Annotated in this window: 14 protein-coding genes; 11 read left to right on the top strand and 3 right to left on the bottom strand. The window is 42.5% G+C overall.

Features of this window, described 5'->3' with window-relative positions:
• Positions 1–11: 11 nt before the first annotated feature.
• Positions 12–386, bottom strand: a complete 375-nt coding sequence (locus MAS10914_RS0110875) for a hypothetical protein (protein ID WP_017315963.1) — start codon at positions 384–386, stop codon at positions 12–14.
• Between the two features lie 73 nt (positions 387–459).
• The gene (locus MAS10914_RS0110870; protein WP_017315962.1) at positions 460–2,157 is read right to left on the bottom strand and encodes an ABC1 kinase family protein; all 1,698 of its coding nucleotides are present in this window, start codon (positions 2,155–2,157) and stop codon (positions 460–462) included.
• An 884-nt stretch (positions 2,158–3,041) separates the two neighbouring features.
• Here MAS10914_RS0110870 and MAS10914_RS0110865 point away from each other — a divergent pair.
• From MAS10914_RS0110865 to MAS10914_RS0110850, 4 genes are all read left to right on the top strand, one after another.
• Positions 3,042–3,260 (top strand): hypothetical protein, encoded by a 219-nt coding sequence (locus MAS10914_RS0110865; protein ID WP_017315961.1) that lies wholly within the window; start codon positions 3,042–3,044, stop codon positions 3,258–3,260.
• 241 nt (positions 3,261–3,501) lie between these two features.
• Entirely contained in the window at positions 3,502–5,001 is a 1,500-nt protein-coding gene (locus MAS10914_RS0110860; RefSeq protein ID WP_017315960.1) for a site-2 protease family protein, read from the top strand.
• 455 nt (positions 5,002–5,456) lie between these two features.
• Positions 5,457–6,953, top strand: a complete 1,497-nt coding sequence (locus MAS10914_RS32070; protein ID WP_017315959.1) for a serine/threonine protein kinase — start codon at positions 5,457–5,459, stop codon at positions 6,951–6,953.
• Positions 6,954–7,050: 97 nt separating this feature from the next.
• A complete protein-coding gene (locus MAS10914_RS0110850; RefSeq protein ID WP_017315958.1) occupies positions 7,051–8,154 on the top strand; it encodes a PstS family phosphate ABC transporter substrate-binding protein in 1,104 nt (367 codons plus the stop codon).
• 76 nt (positions 8,155–8,230) lie between these two features.
• On the opposite strand, the gene MAS10914_RS0110845 is transcribed toward MAS10914_RS0110850, so the two are convergent.
• Entirely contained in the window at positions 8,231–9,484 is a 1,254-nt protein-coding gene (locus tag MAS10914_RS0110845) for a glycoside hydrolase family 10 protein (RefSeq protein WP_017315957.1), read from the bottom strand.
• Positions 9,485–9,824: 340 nt separating this feature from the next.
• Here MAS10914_RS0110845 and MAS10914_RS0110840 point away from each other — a divergent pair, with 340 nt between their 5' ends.
• The 7 genes from MAS10914_RS0110840 (at position 9,825) to MAS10914_RS0110815 (ending at position 16,877) form a co-directional block, all read left to right on the top strand.
• Complete coding sequence (locus MAS10914_RS0110840; protein WP_017315956.1) at positions 9,825–10,181, top strand: hypothetical protein; 357 nt, start codon at positions 9,825–9,827, stop codon at positions 10,179–10,181.
• Positions 10,182–10,388: 207 nt separating this feature from the next.
• Positions 10,389–11,534: a transposase gene (locus MAS10914_RS34080; protein WP_017315955.1), complete on the top strand. Its 1,146-nt coding sequence runs from the start codon at positions 10,389–10,391 to the stop codon at positions 11,532–11,534.
• Between the two features lie 109 nt (positions 11,535–11,643).
• Positions 11,644–11,841, top strand: coding sequence for a hypothetical protein (locus MAS10914_RS34075; protein WP_156818129.1), 198 nt, complete (start codon positions 11,644–11,646; stop codon positions 11,839–11,841).
• Between the two features lie 310 nt (positions 11,842–12,151).
• Positions 12,152–13,846, top strand: coding sequence for a hypothetical protein (locus MAS10914_RS0110830; RefSeq protein ID WP_017315954.1), 1,695 nt, complete (start codon positions 12,152–12,154; stop codon positions 13,844–13,846).
• Between the two features lie 131 nt (positions 13,847–13,977).
• A complete protein-coding gene (locus tag MAS10914_RS0110825) occupies positions 13,978–14,580 on the top strand; it encodes a gamma-glutamylcyclotransferase (RefSeq protein ID WP_017315953.1) in 603 nt (200 codons plus the stop codon).
• Between the two features lie 27 nt (positions 14,581–14,607).
• The gene (locus tag MAS10914_RS0110820) at positions 14,608–15,960 is read left to right on the top strand and encodes a selenium-binding family protein (protein WP_017315952.1); all 1,353 of its coding nucleotides are present in this window, start codon (positions 14,608–14,610) and stop codon (positions 15,958–15,960) included.
• A 179-nt stretch (positions 15,961–16,139) separates the two neighbouring features.
• The gene (locus MAS10914_RS0110815) at positions 16,140–16,877 is read left to right on the top strand and encodes a glutathione peroxidase (RefSeq protein WP_017315951.1); all 738 of its coding nucleotides are present in this window, start codon (positions 16,140–16,142) and stop codon (positions 16,875–16,877) included.
• Positions 16,878–16,917: the final 40 nt, after the last annotated feature.

Below are 16,917 nucleotides of genomic sequence, written 5' to 3'. Positions count from 1 at the left end.
AACTAGTAGTTCTACTGCAAAGAATCTAAATCTAGAGCTTGTATTCCTTGGCGTTCTATGAAAGCCAGCATACTTCCCAACTGAAACCACATGAGCAAGCAAGTCAGAAGAGTGACTGGTACACCAACTGCATAGGCAAGCAAGGGCGGAAAGCCAAATATCTCAAAACCTGAACAAAGAAACAGACAAACACCGACAGTTATGCCTAGAAATGGGACAGACAAATGTCTAATTGCTATACGAGTGCCAGAAGTTTCTGCACCATCGTTTTTCCATTTTTGCACAATTAATTTGAGCGTTCCGGCTAACGCTGTACCTGAGGCTAATGCTGCAAACAATCCAACAACTAACAAAACATAGGGTGGTTGTTCAGGAAAATAGTACATGAAAACTCCTGATAGGTATTGGGTAAAAAATTATGAATCATAAAAAATTTTTTCATAATTCATAAATTATGATTCATAATTTTTTCAAGGCTTTCGGTAGAATAGCAACGACTCCCTCTCTAGAGAACTCTGTTAAAACTTCAATCGCCACATTTAACAAGCGAGTGGGTTTTAAGTCATCTTTAACCAAAAGCCATAAGCGTTGAACTTCTTCTGTATGAAGGCGATCATCTTCAGTGAGAGCAAGCACCAACTGTCGCTGGAGAAACTTGCCTTCATCAGACAGTAGATATTGCAATCCCAATTGGGCTGTGGGTAATACGTCGAAGTTACCATCCGTGCGGGCGATCGCAATCAAATTTTCTAACCGATGCCACTGGAATTTACCATCTTTGAACAGCACATCAAGCAATCGTCGCCGCAGTTGTGCAGATTCTCCCGTCAGCAAGCGCCTTGCCACATAGGGGTACGCCACTTCAACAATTTTGAAATTCCGGTTGAGGCTCAAAGCAATCCCTTCTTGCGTGACCAAAGAACGAATAATCAAAGCAAACTTCGCAGGAATTCTAAAAGGATATTCATACATCAGTTCTGAGAACTTATCAGTGATGGTTTTGAAGTTAAAATCCCCCACGTTTTTGCCAATGGCATCTCCCAAAACCACCTCTAATGCTGGTACTATCGGGTGAATATCCGTTTCTGGAGTGAGAAAGCCTAGCTTGACAAAATCTTCAGCTAAGTCGTTGTAGTCTTTATTAACGACATTTACGAGTGCATCTACCAGAGTTTCTTTTGTAATTTCATGTAACTGATCCATCATGCCGAAGTCTATGTAAGCCATACGACCGTCGGGCATGGCAAATAAATTACCTGGATGGGGGTCAGCATGGAAGAAACCGTGTTCTAAGAGCTGTTGTAAACCTGCGGTGACACCTATTTGAATGATCGTCTCTGGATCTAAACCTACTTCGCGAATACTCTTTGTTTCGGTGAGTTTGAAGCCGTTAATCCACTCTAGGGTTAAAACGCGGGTATTGGTGTAACGCCAATAGATAAGGGGCACTTTGACCTGAGGGTGATCGCGGAAGTTATTTGCAAATTTCTCCGCGTTGCGGGCTTCGTTGATGTAATCAATTTCCTCAAATAACTTGGTGCCAAACTCGTCCACAATCATTGTGAGGTCGTGACCAAGGTTTAAGGGCAACCAAGGACCTAACCAACCAGCTGCCCAGCGCATGAGATAAAGGTCGAGTGTGAGAACTGGGCGCAAATTAGGGCGTTGTACCTTCACCGCCACTTCTTCACCACTGTGGAGACGACCACGGTAAACTTGTCCCAAGCTAGCAGCAGCAACGGGAGTCGGCGACAACTCGCTAAAAATTTCGTCAATTGAGCGCTCTAGTTGGGTTTCGATAATTTTGTAGGCGAGTACACTATCAAAAGGTGGTAACTGGTCTTGCAGTTTCACCAGTTCGTCTAGGTAATCTTTGCGTATCAGGTCTGGTCGCGTTGACAGGGCTTGGCCAACTTTAATGAAGGTGGGACCGAGGCGAGTCAGCAACTGCCGCAATTGGATAGCTCTTTTGAACTTGTTTTGCTCCTGTTGATTTTGCCATTCATCCCACTTGAGACTAAGAATAAATACCGCAAAAAACCAAATTATTTTGATTGCCCGTGCCCATGCCAACCAGGGACGGTAGCGGTAGTAGCGGGCGATCGCCTTGGAGTCGTAGCGTTGATTATTTTGTTGTGTAAGGGTCTGCCAATTCACTCCCTTATCTTCCTCTTAGTATTGAAAAAGGTTTTGCTTTTTAGAGCCGAACAAGGGCATCCTTCGAGCTAAACAAATGCTCTCTAGGCATTTCCTTTGTTGTCCTGTGTGATTTCGCTAATCTTTACTTAACGTTACTTTTTATCTTTTATTTTATATTAGTACATAAAAGTATAAATACTTCCCTTTCCTTATAGGGGAAAAAAGTTTATATCAGTAACTTTCTTATACTTTTGTATTCTTTTTATCTTCCTTTTGACCACCAAAATTGATAGAAAAAACCTATATATCTAAGATGATTGATGTATATTCCAGTCTTTTGAAGACAAACATTGGTACTTGTATAAGGTATTTTTTCATACTTATGCAATCCCACGATTGAAGTGATGGTATCACGACGCCACACTTTAACAACAGAAAGGATAAAGCAAAAATACCTAACTAGTAAAATTACGGCACTCCCATCGATTCTCTACACAAGCAAGATGTCTGTTCCACAAGGGGGAAGAGATAAACATCCACCAAGCCTGTGAAGTAGATATCACAAACCACTAAATGTACCTTCTTCATACTCTAAATATTCGCTCTATTTTGTTGCTAAATTGTAAAATTATTGTAAATCAGCAATATAGGTCATTTTTTCTCTAAAAGCAGGAAAAAATAACAGTTTTGGATAATGCTTCTAAAGATTCATCCTATTTGACAGGCAGGAAAGTTTATTTTTTTTGTAAAGGTTTAAAAAAAACTACAAACATGGACAAATTCGCACTCCCTTGTGTAAGATAATACAGACTAATTGGTAGGCACATTGTCTATGATCCACGCCAAGAATTAGCAGTATCACAGAAAATAATTGAGGAGTAGCTTTTTCAGCAAACAAACAAGTGCCTGAAGAGTTTCGCAACACCTTCGGCTACGATTTTGAGGGCACAAATGGTTCGTTTTATGAAGACTTTATGAAGCTATTCCAAGCAGTTTACCAAAAGTTTAACGGGAGCGTGAAAGCCCCGGAGGAACAGGCACTCATGAGCGGCAGGGGAGAGGTCAAATTGTTGATAACAATGAACTTAAGAGCGTTGGAGGTGGAGGAACTCCCCGTGTAGCTCTTGCTCCGCCTATTGGAAACTAATGAAGTTACGAATCACATAAGTTCAGCACTCAAAAACCCGGTTTTTGAAGAAACCGGGTTTGTGTTGTAACTCAACACTGCCTTGTCAAACCAAACTCATCATCCACTACATCCGTCAGATCAATCTCTAAATCTGCGACAGCCTCGTTATAAATTATTAATATCCGTAAACAACTGACCTACTCAGGCTTGGTTTCAAAAACAAAGGTTTAAAGATGTTGAATTCATCAGAAACACCTATTATTGCCACAATTGTGCTGGTCGCTTTCGGAATCTTAGGTTGGGGCTTATATCGCGCCAGACCTTATGGCAAACTGGGAATCCTAGCCTGGTTACAGTCGGTAGTATTAATAGCTCCTTGGTTGTTATTTTTTGGCTTGTTTGCAGCAGGGATTTACATCAATATAGTAGGCATATTGTTCTTGTTGGTAGCATCCGCTGGGGTGTACATCTTCTTAGGAAGACAGTTGCGAGCAGCCGGACAAGATGCGATACTTAGGCAACGGGCAACTCAAAGGCTTGAGGCTGATTCCTCACTACAAGCCAGTCCCACAGATAATTCCAACGCTCCGGAAGGATCTGCACAATTGAAAATAGAAGTCTTGCCGATTCCTGAAGAAGACTTGAACATCATTAAAGGGATTTTCGGCATTGATACATTTTTTACCACAGAAACCATTGGCTACCAGGAAGGAGCAATCTTTAAAGGAAATCTGCGGGGAGAGCCAGAAGCGGTTCATAATCGTCTCACTACGAGTTTGCAAGAACGACTAGGTGATAAATACCGTCTTTTTTTAGTGGAAAACACAGATGGTAGACCTGTGGTGATTGTTCTTCCCAGCCGCAATGACCCTCGTCCGATGACCTTAGCGCAGAAAGTCTTTGCTGTTATCCTACTTGTGGGAACCATCGCCACAAGTCTGGAAGCTGGGGGGTTACTCCTGAACTTTGATTTCTTTACCAACCCAGAACGGTTCCCAGAAGTTTTACCCATCAGTGCTGGTGTCTTAGCGGTTTTGGTAGCTCACGAAATTGGTCATTGGTTACTCGCCCGCCGTCATCAAATCCGCCTCAGCTTGCCTTACTTTCTTCCTGCTGTGCAAATTGGTTCATTTGGTGCTATTACTCGTTTTGAATCTTTTTTACCCAACCGCAAGGTACTATTTGATATAGCCTTGGCAGGACCTGCTGCTGGGGGAATTTTATCTTTATTCATGTTGGTGACTGGATTACTACTTTCTCATAAAGGGAGTCTATTTCAATTACCAAATGAGTTTTTCTCTGGTTCAATTCTGGTAGGAACCTTAGCGCGGGTTATCCTCGGTTCTGCATTACACTCACCTGTAGTAAATGTACATCCACTTGTGGTGATTGGTTGGTTAGGTTTGGTCATCACTGCTTTAAATTTAATGCCAGCAGGTCAACTAGATGGTGGTCGTATTGTTCAAGCGATTTACGGACGCAAAACAGCAGGACGAGCAACACTAGCAACCCTAATTGTGCTGGGATTAGTGTCTCTCGGTACTTCTTTAGCTATGTACTGGGCAATTGTGATTCTGTTTTTACAACGAGATTTAGAACGTCCCAGTTTAAATGAAATTACCGAACCCGATGATGCACGGGCTGCTTTGGGTCTTTTGGCTTTGTTCTTGATGGTTGCTACTCTGCTTCCACTCACTTCCGGTTTAGCTGGGCGTTTGGGGATTGGCGGGTGATTTGTAAAGACGTTGCAACGCAACGTCTTTATAAACGTATAAACGTTTCACACTTTTGATTAGCTATGGGGGGTAATACAAGCGTAACGACTGAAACAAGCCTAATTCCCCTGTAGATTATTGAAAATTGTATCAATAAGTGCCATTCAGACACTTTCGTTCAACGCAATTGCGCGCCGCACAATGCCGTTTGGGCAATCGCAAATGCAGAAATTCGGGTTCAGTGCCTGAAATCCTTATTGAGCTTACATTCTGCAAAATACCATAATGATTGAATTAACCTGGGGAATGTGGTTTGTAGCAATTTAAACCCTCTAACTCGTTAAAAAATATCTAATATGACAGTTGAATCTGTGAAAAGTTAGCTGTAAAACTAATTGAAAATTAGCTGCGACAACTGAACGTCACCTGCATCTACTAGCTAAATTTTTTTAGAAACACGCAGGATAGACATTATGGTGCAAGACCAACCTAATGGTAGAAATCGCAGAATATTAACTGAGGGGAACTACCAAATCCCCAAAGGAATAACGGCTAATGGGTTAGAGGGTTACGCTAACAACCTAGAGAATCTTATTAGAGAGTGGCCACTGAAGTATCGGTTACAAAATGGACGATTTATTATCACACGCTTTTTGGGAAAAGGAGGCTTTGGTGTTGCCTGCCTTGCTAGTGATGAAGTACTCGGTCGGGATGTTGTGATCAAAACCCTCAATCGAGATGTACAAAGCGCTCCCACTTTTCATAAATTCAAGGAAGATTTTGTTAACGAGGCGAAACGACTAAGCAAATGCCAGCATCCTCACATTGTGCAAATTTACGATATTTTTTACCAAGGTGAAATGCCCTGCATAGTCATAGAATACATCCAGGGTGAAACTCTCGCTCAACTGCTGGAGCGACGTGGGCGCAGCCTGGAAGAAAATGAAGCGTTGCATTACATCCGTCAAATTAGTGCTGCCCTCAATGTGTTTCATCAAAACAATTTCGTGCATCGGGATGTAAAGCCTGGAAATATCATGATCCGAGACGGTACTCAAGAAGCTGTCTTAATAGATTTTGGCATTGCCCGTGAATTCAGCCGTAACGATATGACCGTATATTTTTCCAAGGTTTATGCACCACTTGAGCAGTATAGAAGCAACGAACCTAACGGTCCATATACGGATATTTATGCGTTGGCAGCAACTTTGTATGTTCTGTTAACTCAGGAAAATCCCCCAACTGCCCAAGAGAGATATTCTCACACTGCCAACGGTGAATCCGACCCATTAGTACGTCCAAAAAACTACAACCCGAATATCACCGATCAAGTGAATGATACCATTATCAAAGGGATGGCGCTAAATTCAAAGGAACGCCCTCAATCGATACAAGAATGGTTGGCTTTAATTAACAATTTTGACCCAGAAATAAAGCCTTTTCAGGAAAAGACTAAACGAGAAATAGAGCATTTTCAACACTATAAAAATATCCATCCTGAAACACTTAACCCCAAACCCGATACTCCATATCCTGTTATTCATCAGCCGCTCACGCAACCATCAAATCAAGCAGCATCCGAGCTAACCCCTCCCCCAGTCCAAGGGGATAACCTGTCTAACACTTTAGAATTATTAGGCAGGACAGCCTTAATGGGGGCGGCTATTTGGTTATTGGCGATCGCCCTTGTCAGAGGAAATTTTAATATTGGCTCTCTAGTCAGCCTGCTATTTTTGGTTGGTGTCATCTCTCTTGCCCTATATCACATACCAGGCTTAACAACCGTTCAGAAATTTTCTTTATTTATTTATGCTGCCATTCCGACACCGATAATTTTTCTAGTTCTAAATTTATGGCTGAAAATATCTCCTCGACGCTTGCCGATATTTACGACAGAGTTACTGTCTCTTGTTGCCGCTTTTTTGGCGTTTTTATTATTAAAATTTATCTGGAAAATAGTGAAGAAGTGAATTCTACTTAAAAATTCATAAAAGCAAAGTAATCTCAATATATTATATATTATGGGTATATAATGCAACATTTTTGCTTTACGAGGAAATATTTGTGATGAATAACACAAATAACACAAGCAGACAGGTTAAAGTCTTCGTTATAGGTTTCACAGGCTTGTGCGTTGCAATAGTTGCTTTATGGATATCAGAGAATATATCAAAAACAGCAGTAAAAAACACAACTCAAGCCCTTTTTTCCTCTTCTCCATCTTCTCCACCAGCTCGCTGTCAACAGTTAGGTGCTCAAACTATCTGCAGCAAGATTGCTGATGTGCCTAATGTGCCAAAAGGAATATTCAATTACGGTGGGTCTACAACCTTTGCACCACTGCGAAAAGGATCTGATATTTTTAAACGCTTCGGAAAACGGGATTTTTTTGCCACTATCAATCAAGCTCATCCTGAATTTCAGTTGCGCTATACTGAGCCGCTAGCCGGAAACCCAGGGTCTGGTAATGGTATCGATATGCTACTTGAAGGTCAGCTAAGTTTTTCTCAGTCTTCTCGAGCTTTAAAAGACGAGGAGTTGGAAAAAGCTCAAAGCCAGAATTTTAAACTAGAACAAATACCTATTGCTATTGATGGCATTGCCTTTTATGTCAATCCTCAGTTGGTAGCTCAAGGCTTGAAAGGTATAACCTTGGCTCAAGCGCGAGGTATCTTCACTGGAAGAATGACGAACTGGAAGCAAGTGGGGGGACCTGATGTGGCAATCGCGCCTTTCAGTCGTAACCTTGAATATGGCGGGACAGTGGATTTCTTTTATGAAAAAGTTTTGGCAAAACAATCATTTGGAACAAATGTGCAGGAAGTGAGAGACACTACCGAGTCTATCCGTAAGGTTGCCAAAACTCCTGGTGGTATCAGTTATGCTACAACATCGGAAGCCATCAATCAAAACTCGATTCGTGTTCTCCCTTTGGCTAAGGAAGTTAATTCACCTTTTGTGTCTCCCTGTGCTGATGACACCTGCACAGCCATTAATAAAACTGCTTTTGTAGATGGCTCTTACCCGATCACTAGACGACTGTTTGTTCTAGTAAAAAGGAATGGTGGACTTGACGAAGAGGCGGGTGTTGCTTACGCCAATATACTCTTGAGCAATGAGGGTCAAAAATTTGTAGAACAAGCTGGTTTTGTGCCTTTGCGAAACCCTTGAAGTTTGGAAAAGCAAAGAAGCGCAAAGGCGCAAACAGTTGTTCCTAGACACGAAACGCGGCTCGGAACTATCCAACTTACGGTTTCCAACCAGCAAGTAGATTTGGATAAGCAACTGGTGTTGGGAAAATTTTCAGCAAACCAGATTGACGTTGTTGTGGTGTTTCACCAGTCACATTCCAGAGAGTTTCGTAGAAAAAGAAGGAGACTCCAGCAAAGTTGCGTTCTCGCACTTTTTGCACTTGTGTTTGTATTTGTTGCATAGGCACAAATTTGCCTTTTAACCCGCTCATAATACCGACACTCACGGGAATATGACTTTGTGCTGCTTTCACTTCTGGGGACTCTAGTTCCTGGATAAAGACATTCATGTCATCGCGATATATCTGCAAAACCAGTTCTTCAATAAGTCCCATCCGTTCCCACTTTTCCCAGTCTGCTAAGAAGGATTCGTAGGAAAATCGTTGGGGATTAGGCGCTACAGAGACAAGGCAATTTCTTTTTGTCGCTTTAATGGCTTTGAATACGCGCTTCATGTAGTCAGTTATTTTGTTAGCTCTCCACCGCACCCATTCTGGGTCTTGAGCATTTGTTGAAGGAGCTTGACCACGATGTTCTTTTTTGTACAATGCAACCGTGTAAGCATCATATCCCAATTCAGCAGGCAAACCAAAATGGTCATCAAATTGAATGCCATCAACGTCATAGTTTCTCACAATTTCGACAATTAAATCTTGTGTAAATTGTTGAACTTCAGGGTGAAAAGGATTCAGCCAAACCCGATTGTGGGTACCTTCTTTCCAGATTTTGTTACCGTCGCGGCGACTAGTTAGCCATTGCGGACGATTTTTGGCTAGTTGTGAGTCAGCAGGTGCCATAAAACCAAACTCGAACCAGGGAATGACTGTTAAGCCTTTTTGATGCCCGACCGTGACGATTTCTTTGAGTATATCTCGCCTTTGCAGCCCAGGGGCTGGGTCAAGCGATCGCCCAATCACTCTTTGTGCTACTTTGCTGGGGTACAGTGTCCAACCCCAATTCCAAACAGTAGGATATACTGTGTTGAAGTTTAGGCTTTTCAGGCTTTGCAAAGCGCCTTGGAGACGATTTCGCTCAAAGAGCACATCGCTATCTATATTAGTTAGCCACGCGCCCCGTAACTCAGATCTCTGCGGACGGTTAGGAGTATTTTGAGCGTATGAGGGAAACGAGAGCAGCACAGCAGCTACCATGCTTAGAGCTACCAAGAGTGCAAAAAACGCCTGTTGTTTGATTGCTGGAGCTTCGTGAGACAGAAGCTTTTTACACCATTTCACCAATTTTTTCACCATCTACTGTTAAAAAAGTTGAATTTTGTATCAGAAAACGATCAACAATGACTAAGATATCTGGGCAGAAGTTGCTCTTGTGCCTTTACATAGCATTCCCCGTTTGGTAAAGCAGTAGCATCATTGTTTATCTTTTTTAAAAATTCCTGGTTTTTGCCGAAAAGTTTATTCTATTTGTTGGTTTATACTACAACTGTTATATTCTGTAATATATATCTTGATGCCAGAAGAGTTGCCGAAATGGAAACACAACGAGTTTTTTTTGTATCGGCTCAATAAACAGGGGTAGTCGAGAAAAATAAAAAAACGAGCGAGGAACACATAGCGTCGTAGAATATGACAGATGACGCAAAAGCAATCGAGTGAAAAGTTAGTAGAGACTTTAGTGCAAACCATCAACCCGAAGGAAATTGCAGAGGAGTCCTTGCGTCAAACAGTAGAGATACTACTGAACCTGATAGAGCAATTACATACAGAAGTAAAAGAGTTACGAGAAGAAAACCAACGCTTAAGAGACGAAAACAACCGCCTCAAGGGAGAACAGGGTCAGCCAGACATCAAAGCCAAAAAACCGAGAGGGTTCTCAAACAACCACTCATCAGAAGAAGAACGAAAGACTCTGAAAAACCACTCCAAGGGCAGCAAAAATGCTCATCTAAAAATAGACCGAGAAGAAATACTGGAGTATCCCTTAGAATGACTGCCAGCAGATGCACAATTCAAAGGTTACGAGGAAGTAATCGTTCAAGACATCACCCTGGCAGCCGATAACGTATTATTCCGTAAACAGAAATACTATTCGCCGTCTGAAGGAAAAACTTATCTGGCAGAACTACCACTAGGTTACTCTGGAGAATTTGGCCCGGGAATAAAAGCCTTGGTGATTAGTTTGTACTATGGAGGCAATATGACCCAAGGCAAACTGTTAGAGTTTTTAGAGGATATTGGCATCTCCATGTCAGCAGGGCATTTGTCCAACCTGTTGATCAAAAACCACCCTTGTTTTGAAAGCGAGAAAAGTGAAATCTATGAAGCTGGGCTAGCTAGCAGTCCCTGGCAGCAGTTTGACCAGACTGGTGCCCGTGTTGCTGGAGTCAACTATACCACCAATGTAGTGTGTAACCCTTTGTATACGGTCTACTTTACAACTCCCAACAAAGACAGATTAACTGTACTGAAGGGATTACAAAACGGACGAGAACTAGAGTTTCTTCTTAACCAACTCACCTTCTCACTCCTGGAGGCTTTCCAACTACCGACTAAATGGAAGAATTCTCTAAAACTCTTGCCTCAAGAAACTGTATTTAGCTGCACAGACTTTAATACACTACTTGATACATATCTACCCAAATTAGGCTCTGTCCAACGTACTCGTGTTTTAGAAGCAGCCGCAATCGCCTTTTATCATCAGCAAAGAGATTGGCCAGTGGTGCAAGCTCTCGTATGTGATGATGCTCCTCAGTTCAAGTTACTCACTGATGATTTGGCTTTATGCTGGGTAGATGAGGGACGACATTATAAGAAGTTAAGTCCACTGGTTGCTTATCATCAACAAGCCCTTGATAAATTCTTGGATGATTTCTGGGATTATTACCGAGAATTACTCACTTACAGAGATTTTCCCAGTGCAGAAGTCGCACGAGAACTAAAGTCTAAATTCTGGAAACTTTTTGATACAAAAAGTGGTTACGAACAGTTGGATGAACGAAAACGATTAACTGTTGCCAAAGCTTCAGAACTGCTTCTAGTTTTAGAGCATCCGGAATTACCCCTGCATAATAATCCTGCTGAATTAGCTGCTAGGACTATGGTGCAGCGACGTAATGTTAGCTATGCAACTCAGACAACTGAGGGAACTCAAGCTTGGGATACTTTTATGTCTCTTGTGGCTACTACTCGCAAGTTAGAAATCAGCTTTTTTGAGTATATGCGTGACCGTATTTCTCAAATTCGAGCAATCCCCTCTCTTGCCCAAGTTATTCGCGAGAAATCTTCTCTCATTCCATTGGGCTGGTCGTGGCAGCTTGAATCACTGCCTACCCCAAATTATTGAGCCGATACTTTTTTTTCCTTAATGAATCGACAGAGATTATTTTTCATCGTTATCTACATTTTCCCAAAGCCTTCTCAATTTGAAGGATGAAACTGCAGATAGACACAGGATGACCACAGATAAAGCTTCATCTGTACGGCAGCGGCTAACTCCTGCCCAGAAGTTGCGCGTGCTACGCTGCGTAACGCACTGCCTCGTCCATCTGTGGTTCTCAATTTCACTCTTAAGTGGACATGGCATTGACAACTGTCAGGAACCAATTAAAAAGGTGGGGAATTTCAAGGGATTTATTTCTGGTTTCTTCTGAGTTCTTCTCAATCCAAATCACCCAATCAGGTGATTCTCCAGGGTGAGGTAGTTTTACCCAGAATAATTTTTAGTATAAAAACTAAGGAACAATTGACAATCATACTAGCGTCTATCTTGACATATCACTCGAAATACAGTTGCTTTAACTATCCCAATTCCTTTTTATTATATGGGATGATAGACCCATTTTTTCTGTTCATAGTTGCTAGTGATTAGTTCTTATTTCTTGACTACATACTAACATCTCTTAACTACTATATAGACGGTAGATTTACCGTATCCATCATAATCAAACTTGCCATATTGCTATGAAAAACACTGTGGGAAAATATTGTACTACTAAACAAGCGCGAATTTTTACAGCCTTAGTGTTATCTGGATTTTTGTCTGTTGGTAGCAGTTTTTATGCGATAAAAAGCGCTACGGCTGCCCCTGGGCAATATTTTACAGAAACAGCAAATCAAGTTGTAAAAGAAAACCTGAAAACTAACTCCTTACCACGTCGAGTTGCTAACGCAATATTTCGAGATTTATCTAACAGAGAGCAAATTGTTGTTAGAAAAGTAGAAATCATTAACTACAGTCAACGGACTTGGCGTAACGGATGCTTGAATTTGCCCCATCCTGACGAACTTTGCACTCAAGCATTCGTTCCAGGTTGGCGCGTTGTCCTCTCAGATGGCGCTCAAACGTGGATTTATCATACTAATAGCAACGGGCGTTCGATACGCTTGGCAAATCCCTATATTCTTACAAGCAATCTGCCACACAACTTTCCAAAATATATAGAGGATACTATCCTGCAAGCTGCGTCCCAACGCTTGAAATTACCAATTTCTCGGCTAAATATTAGCCAAGCTCAACAGCGGACTTGGGGCAATGGCTGTTTGGACCTACCCAAGCCAGGTGAAGGCTGTACCGAAGCTCTGGAAAGGGGTTGGCGGGTGGTTGTCGGAGCAGCTGACCAAAGCTTGGTTTATCACACCAATACAACAGGTTCTAAAATCAGGCTGAATGAAAAGGAGAGTAAATTCAGTGAAGGCAAGTTACCTCAAAAACTCAGAGATGCTGTTTTGCGTCGGGCAAGGGAAGAGTCGGGCTTACCTGAAAGGTCACTGAGTATTGTTGGATCTAAACCAACACAATGGAATTATGGGTGCGAGCGTCAGACTTATCCTTATTCTTGCGACCCCATTGCCGTTTCCGGTTGGCAAGTCACAGTAGGCGCTGGGCTAAACCGCTGGGTGTTTCTCACTGATGACAAAGGTTCCCGAATTCAGCTTTCAGGGCAGTATAGTGAAACGCCTAATGCTAATTTACCCAGAGATATCGCTGAAAGAATTTTGGTGCGAGCTTCTAAGCGTTCAGAAGTGCCAATTTCGCAATTACGGATAGTTGAAGTGGAACGGCGACAATGGTCTGATAGTTGTTTGGGCATAGCAGACCCTCTGGCTTTATGCGCCGCAGTTGTTGTGCCTGGTTGGGAGGTCACTGTGAGTGATGGGGAACAACGCTTGGTTTATCGCGTTGGAGAATCAGGTACTGTTATTTTAGATGAAAAAGCTAGCTCAATTGCTGATAACAACAGACAGATCAAACCAATTCCCATCCCTAGAAGTGAGTTACCACGACCTTTAGATAGCGGCGTTATTTTCCGGCAAATCTCTAGTGGTGGCTTGGCTGGTAGAACCTACGAAACTGTTTTGCTCGACGACGGGAGCCTTATTCGTGTTCGGGTTGGTGATACGAATGATTCTGAGCGTAGCGTTCGCCGCATTTCCCTGCAACAAGTGGAAAGGTTTGAGCAATTGCTAGAAAAGCAGGGTTATGAATTCAACAATATAAGTTATCCAGCACCTAGGGGCGCTGCTGATTACATCACCTACACCCTAACCAACCGCGATGGTACGGTTAAATACAACGATATTTCTCAAAATAGCTTACCCGAGGATTTACGGATAATAGTCAACGCTTGGAAGCAGATTAGCAGTAACTATCAGTAGGATCTAAGAATGTAGGGAGCGCAAAGCGCTCCCTACACATCTATTAATCTACGGATTGTTTATCGGAATAAGTTGTATTCAGTTTGAGGATATAGTATGATATGGTGCGTACTTAATAATACTTGGGATAGATGAGCAATTCTTACGGGCACATTCACCATACTTGGGTACAAACTCTTAATCCTGCAAATCCAGATTTGAGGCTGCAACAGGTACAAGAGAAAGAGCTGAAGTTTTACTATTTTGCTTATGGCTCATGTATGTGTCCTGTTGATTTGAAACGCTCTCTTGGTGAGAAGACTCACCCCTATGTCATTGGTCCTGCAACACTCAAAGGTTATCGGCTAGGATTTTATCGTTATTCACCGACTCGCAATTGTGGTGTTTTGGATGTGGTGAAAGACCCCAAAGGTAGCGTGAAAGGAGTACTATACCTGCTACCTTGGCGATTAAGCGAACATCTAGATAAACGCGAAGATGTCCCACAAGGCGGTTATTGCCATGAATTTGTCGAAGTTCACACTCAAGGACAGGTTTATAAAAATGTTCGTACATACGTCGTGGTGAACAAGCTTTTAGAGGAAGCTGCGCCCAACGACTGGTACTTTAACGTTGTCCTACGTGGTGCTATCACCTGCGGATTGCCAGAGGAGTATTGCTGGAATTTGTTTAACCATATGTACCAATTGCAACAGCAATATCAACAACACAGGATGCATTGGCTAAGTCATTAGTGAAAATTCTATTGGAGACAGAAAACTATGACTCTTGCTTGCTGCGGTCCCGGCTATGCTTCCCCAGAAGCAGCAACGAAAGCAGAACGTGAAAAGGTACTGTATACAATTGCACTCTATACGGGTACGGGTATAGAGGAGCCAGATTATCTTGCAACCGTGGATGTTGATCCCAACTCCCCGACATACTCCCAAGTCATTCACCGCCTACCAATGCCGTATGTTGGCGATGAACTGCATCATTTTGGCTGGAATGCTTGCAGTTCTTGTCACGACGATGCTAGTAAATCTCGGCGTTTTCTGGTGATTCCCGGTCAACGTTCCAGCAGAATTCACATTGTAGATACAGCGGATGTCAAAGCCCCGAAACTTCACAAAGTCATTGAACCTGAAGAAATCAAGGAAAAAACCAATCTAACAGCCCCCCATACCGTACACTGCCTAGCTGATAATCATGTCATGATTTCCATGCTGGGTGACAGCGAGGGGAATGGGCCAGGTGGCTTTTTGTTACTGGATGAGAATTTTGACATTGCTAGACGTTGGGAACGCAAAGCCGAAGGTATGCGCTTTAACTATGACTTTTGGTATCAGCCGCGTCATAACGTTATGGTAAGTAGTGAGTGGGGCGCACCCAAAACCTACTATCCCGGCTTTGACCTCAACGATGTGGCGGCTGGAAATTACGGTTGCCAACTCCATTTTTGGGATTGGTCGAAACACGAAATTATCCAAAGTTTTGATTTAGGTGAAGAAGGACTCATCCCCTTAGAAGTGCGCTTCCACCATAACCCCGACAGCACTCACGGGTTTGTTGGTACTGCACTTAGCAGTAATGTTTGGCATTGGTACAAGTCCAACGGTCATTGGCAAGTAGAGAAAGTGATTGATGTGCCATCAGTCGAGGTGGAAGGCTGGCAGATCCCCGTACCATCCTTAATTACCGATATCCTGATTTCAATGGACGATCGCTACGTCTATTTCTCCAACTGGCTGCACGGAGATATCCGCCAATACGATATCAGCGACCCCTCCCATCCTAAACTCAAAGGTCAAGTTTGGTGCGGTGGCTTGTTGGGCAAGAGTGATCATGTACGAGGCAAAAAGTTAGCTGGTGGACCGCAAATGCTGCAACTGAGTCTCGATGGCAAGCGGCTTTATGTCACTAATTCTCTGTTTAGCACTTGGGACAATCAATTTTACCCTGACTTATCCAAGACTGGCTCATATCTGTTGCAGATTGACTGCGACACTGAAAACGGGGGCATGAAAATTAACGAGAATTTCTTCGTTGACTTTGGCAAAGAACCTGCTGGTCCATCTCGCGCTCATGAGATACGCTATCCTGGTGGCGATTGCACCTCTGATATTTGGATATAAAAGAAAATATGGCAAGTATCTTGTCTGCCCTAAAAGATATGTAGGAAAAGACACAAACTTGCGCTTTAGTTGCTCCGTTACGTCTGTTGTGCCTTAAAATGACTTAGTCAATTTGCTATTGAAAAGTCATATTCGTTATGAGTATGATTTATTAGGAGATTCACTAAGGAGCCAAATTTATGTTTTCTAATCGAGAGGGACAAAGAGTTCCCAATATTACCTTTCGCCTGCGTCAGGACAATCAGTGGGTGAACGTGACAAGTGATGATCTATTCGCAGGTAAAACCGTAATAGTCTTTTCTCTGCCGGGAGCGTTTACTCCCACTTGCTCATCAACTCATGTTCCTGGCTATAACCAGTTGGCAAAAGTTTTTAAAGACAATGGCGTAGACGAAATCATCTGTATCTCTGTTAATGATACCTTTGTGATGAATGAATGGGCGAAAGACCAACAAGCACAAAACATAACTTTTATACCCGATGGTAATGGTGAATTTACAGAAGGCATGGGAATGCTTGTGGATAAAACCGACCTAGGGTTTGGCAAACGCTCTTGGCGCTATTCCATGTTGGTAAAAGATAGCGTGGTTGATAAGATGTTCATTGAGCCTGACGAACCAGGCGACCCCTTTAAGGTATCTGATGCAGAAACAATGCTGAGATACATCAACCCTGAAGCAGTGAAGCCTCAATTAGTTTCTCTGTTTACGAGAGCAGGTTGTCCTTACTGTGCGCGTGCTAAAGAAATGTTAAGCGATCGCAGCATTGATTACGAAGAAATTGTATTGGGCAAAGATGTGACACCTCGCACCTTACAAGCTGTCACAGGTGCATCAACTGTTCCCCAAGTGTTTGTTAATGGCAAACTCGTTGGTGGTTCTGAAGCATTAGAAGCTTATTTGACTGCTGCTGGTTAAATTAGGATAAGAGGATGTTTGAAAAGTTTTAGGCGAATAT

Source organism: Mastigocladopsis repens PCC 10914 (assembly GCF_000315565.1).
GTDB classification, from domain to species: Bacteria; Cyanobacteriota; Cyanobacteriia; order Cyanobacteriales; family Nostocaceae; genus Mastigocladopsis; species Mastigocladopsis repens.
Note: the sequence above shows the minus strand (reverse complement) of the source record. Positions and strands in the feature narration are given on the sequence as shown.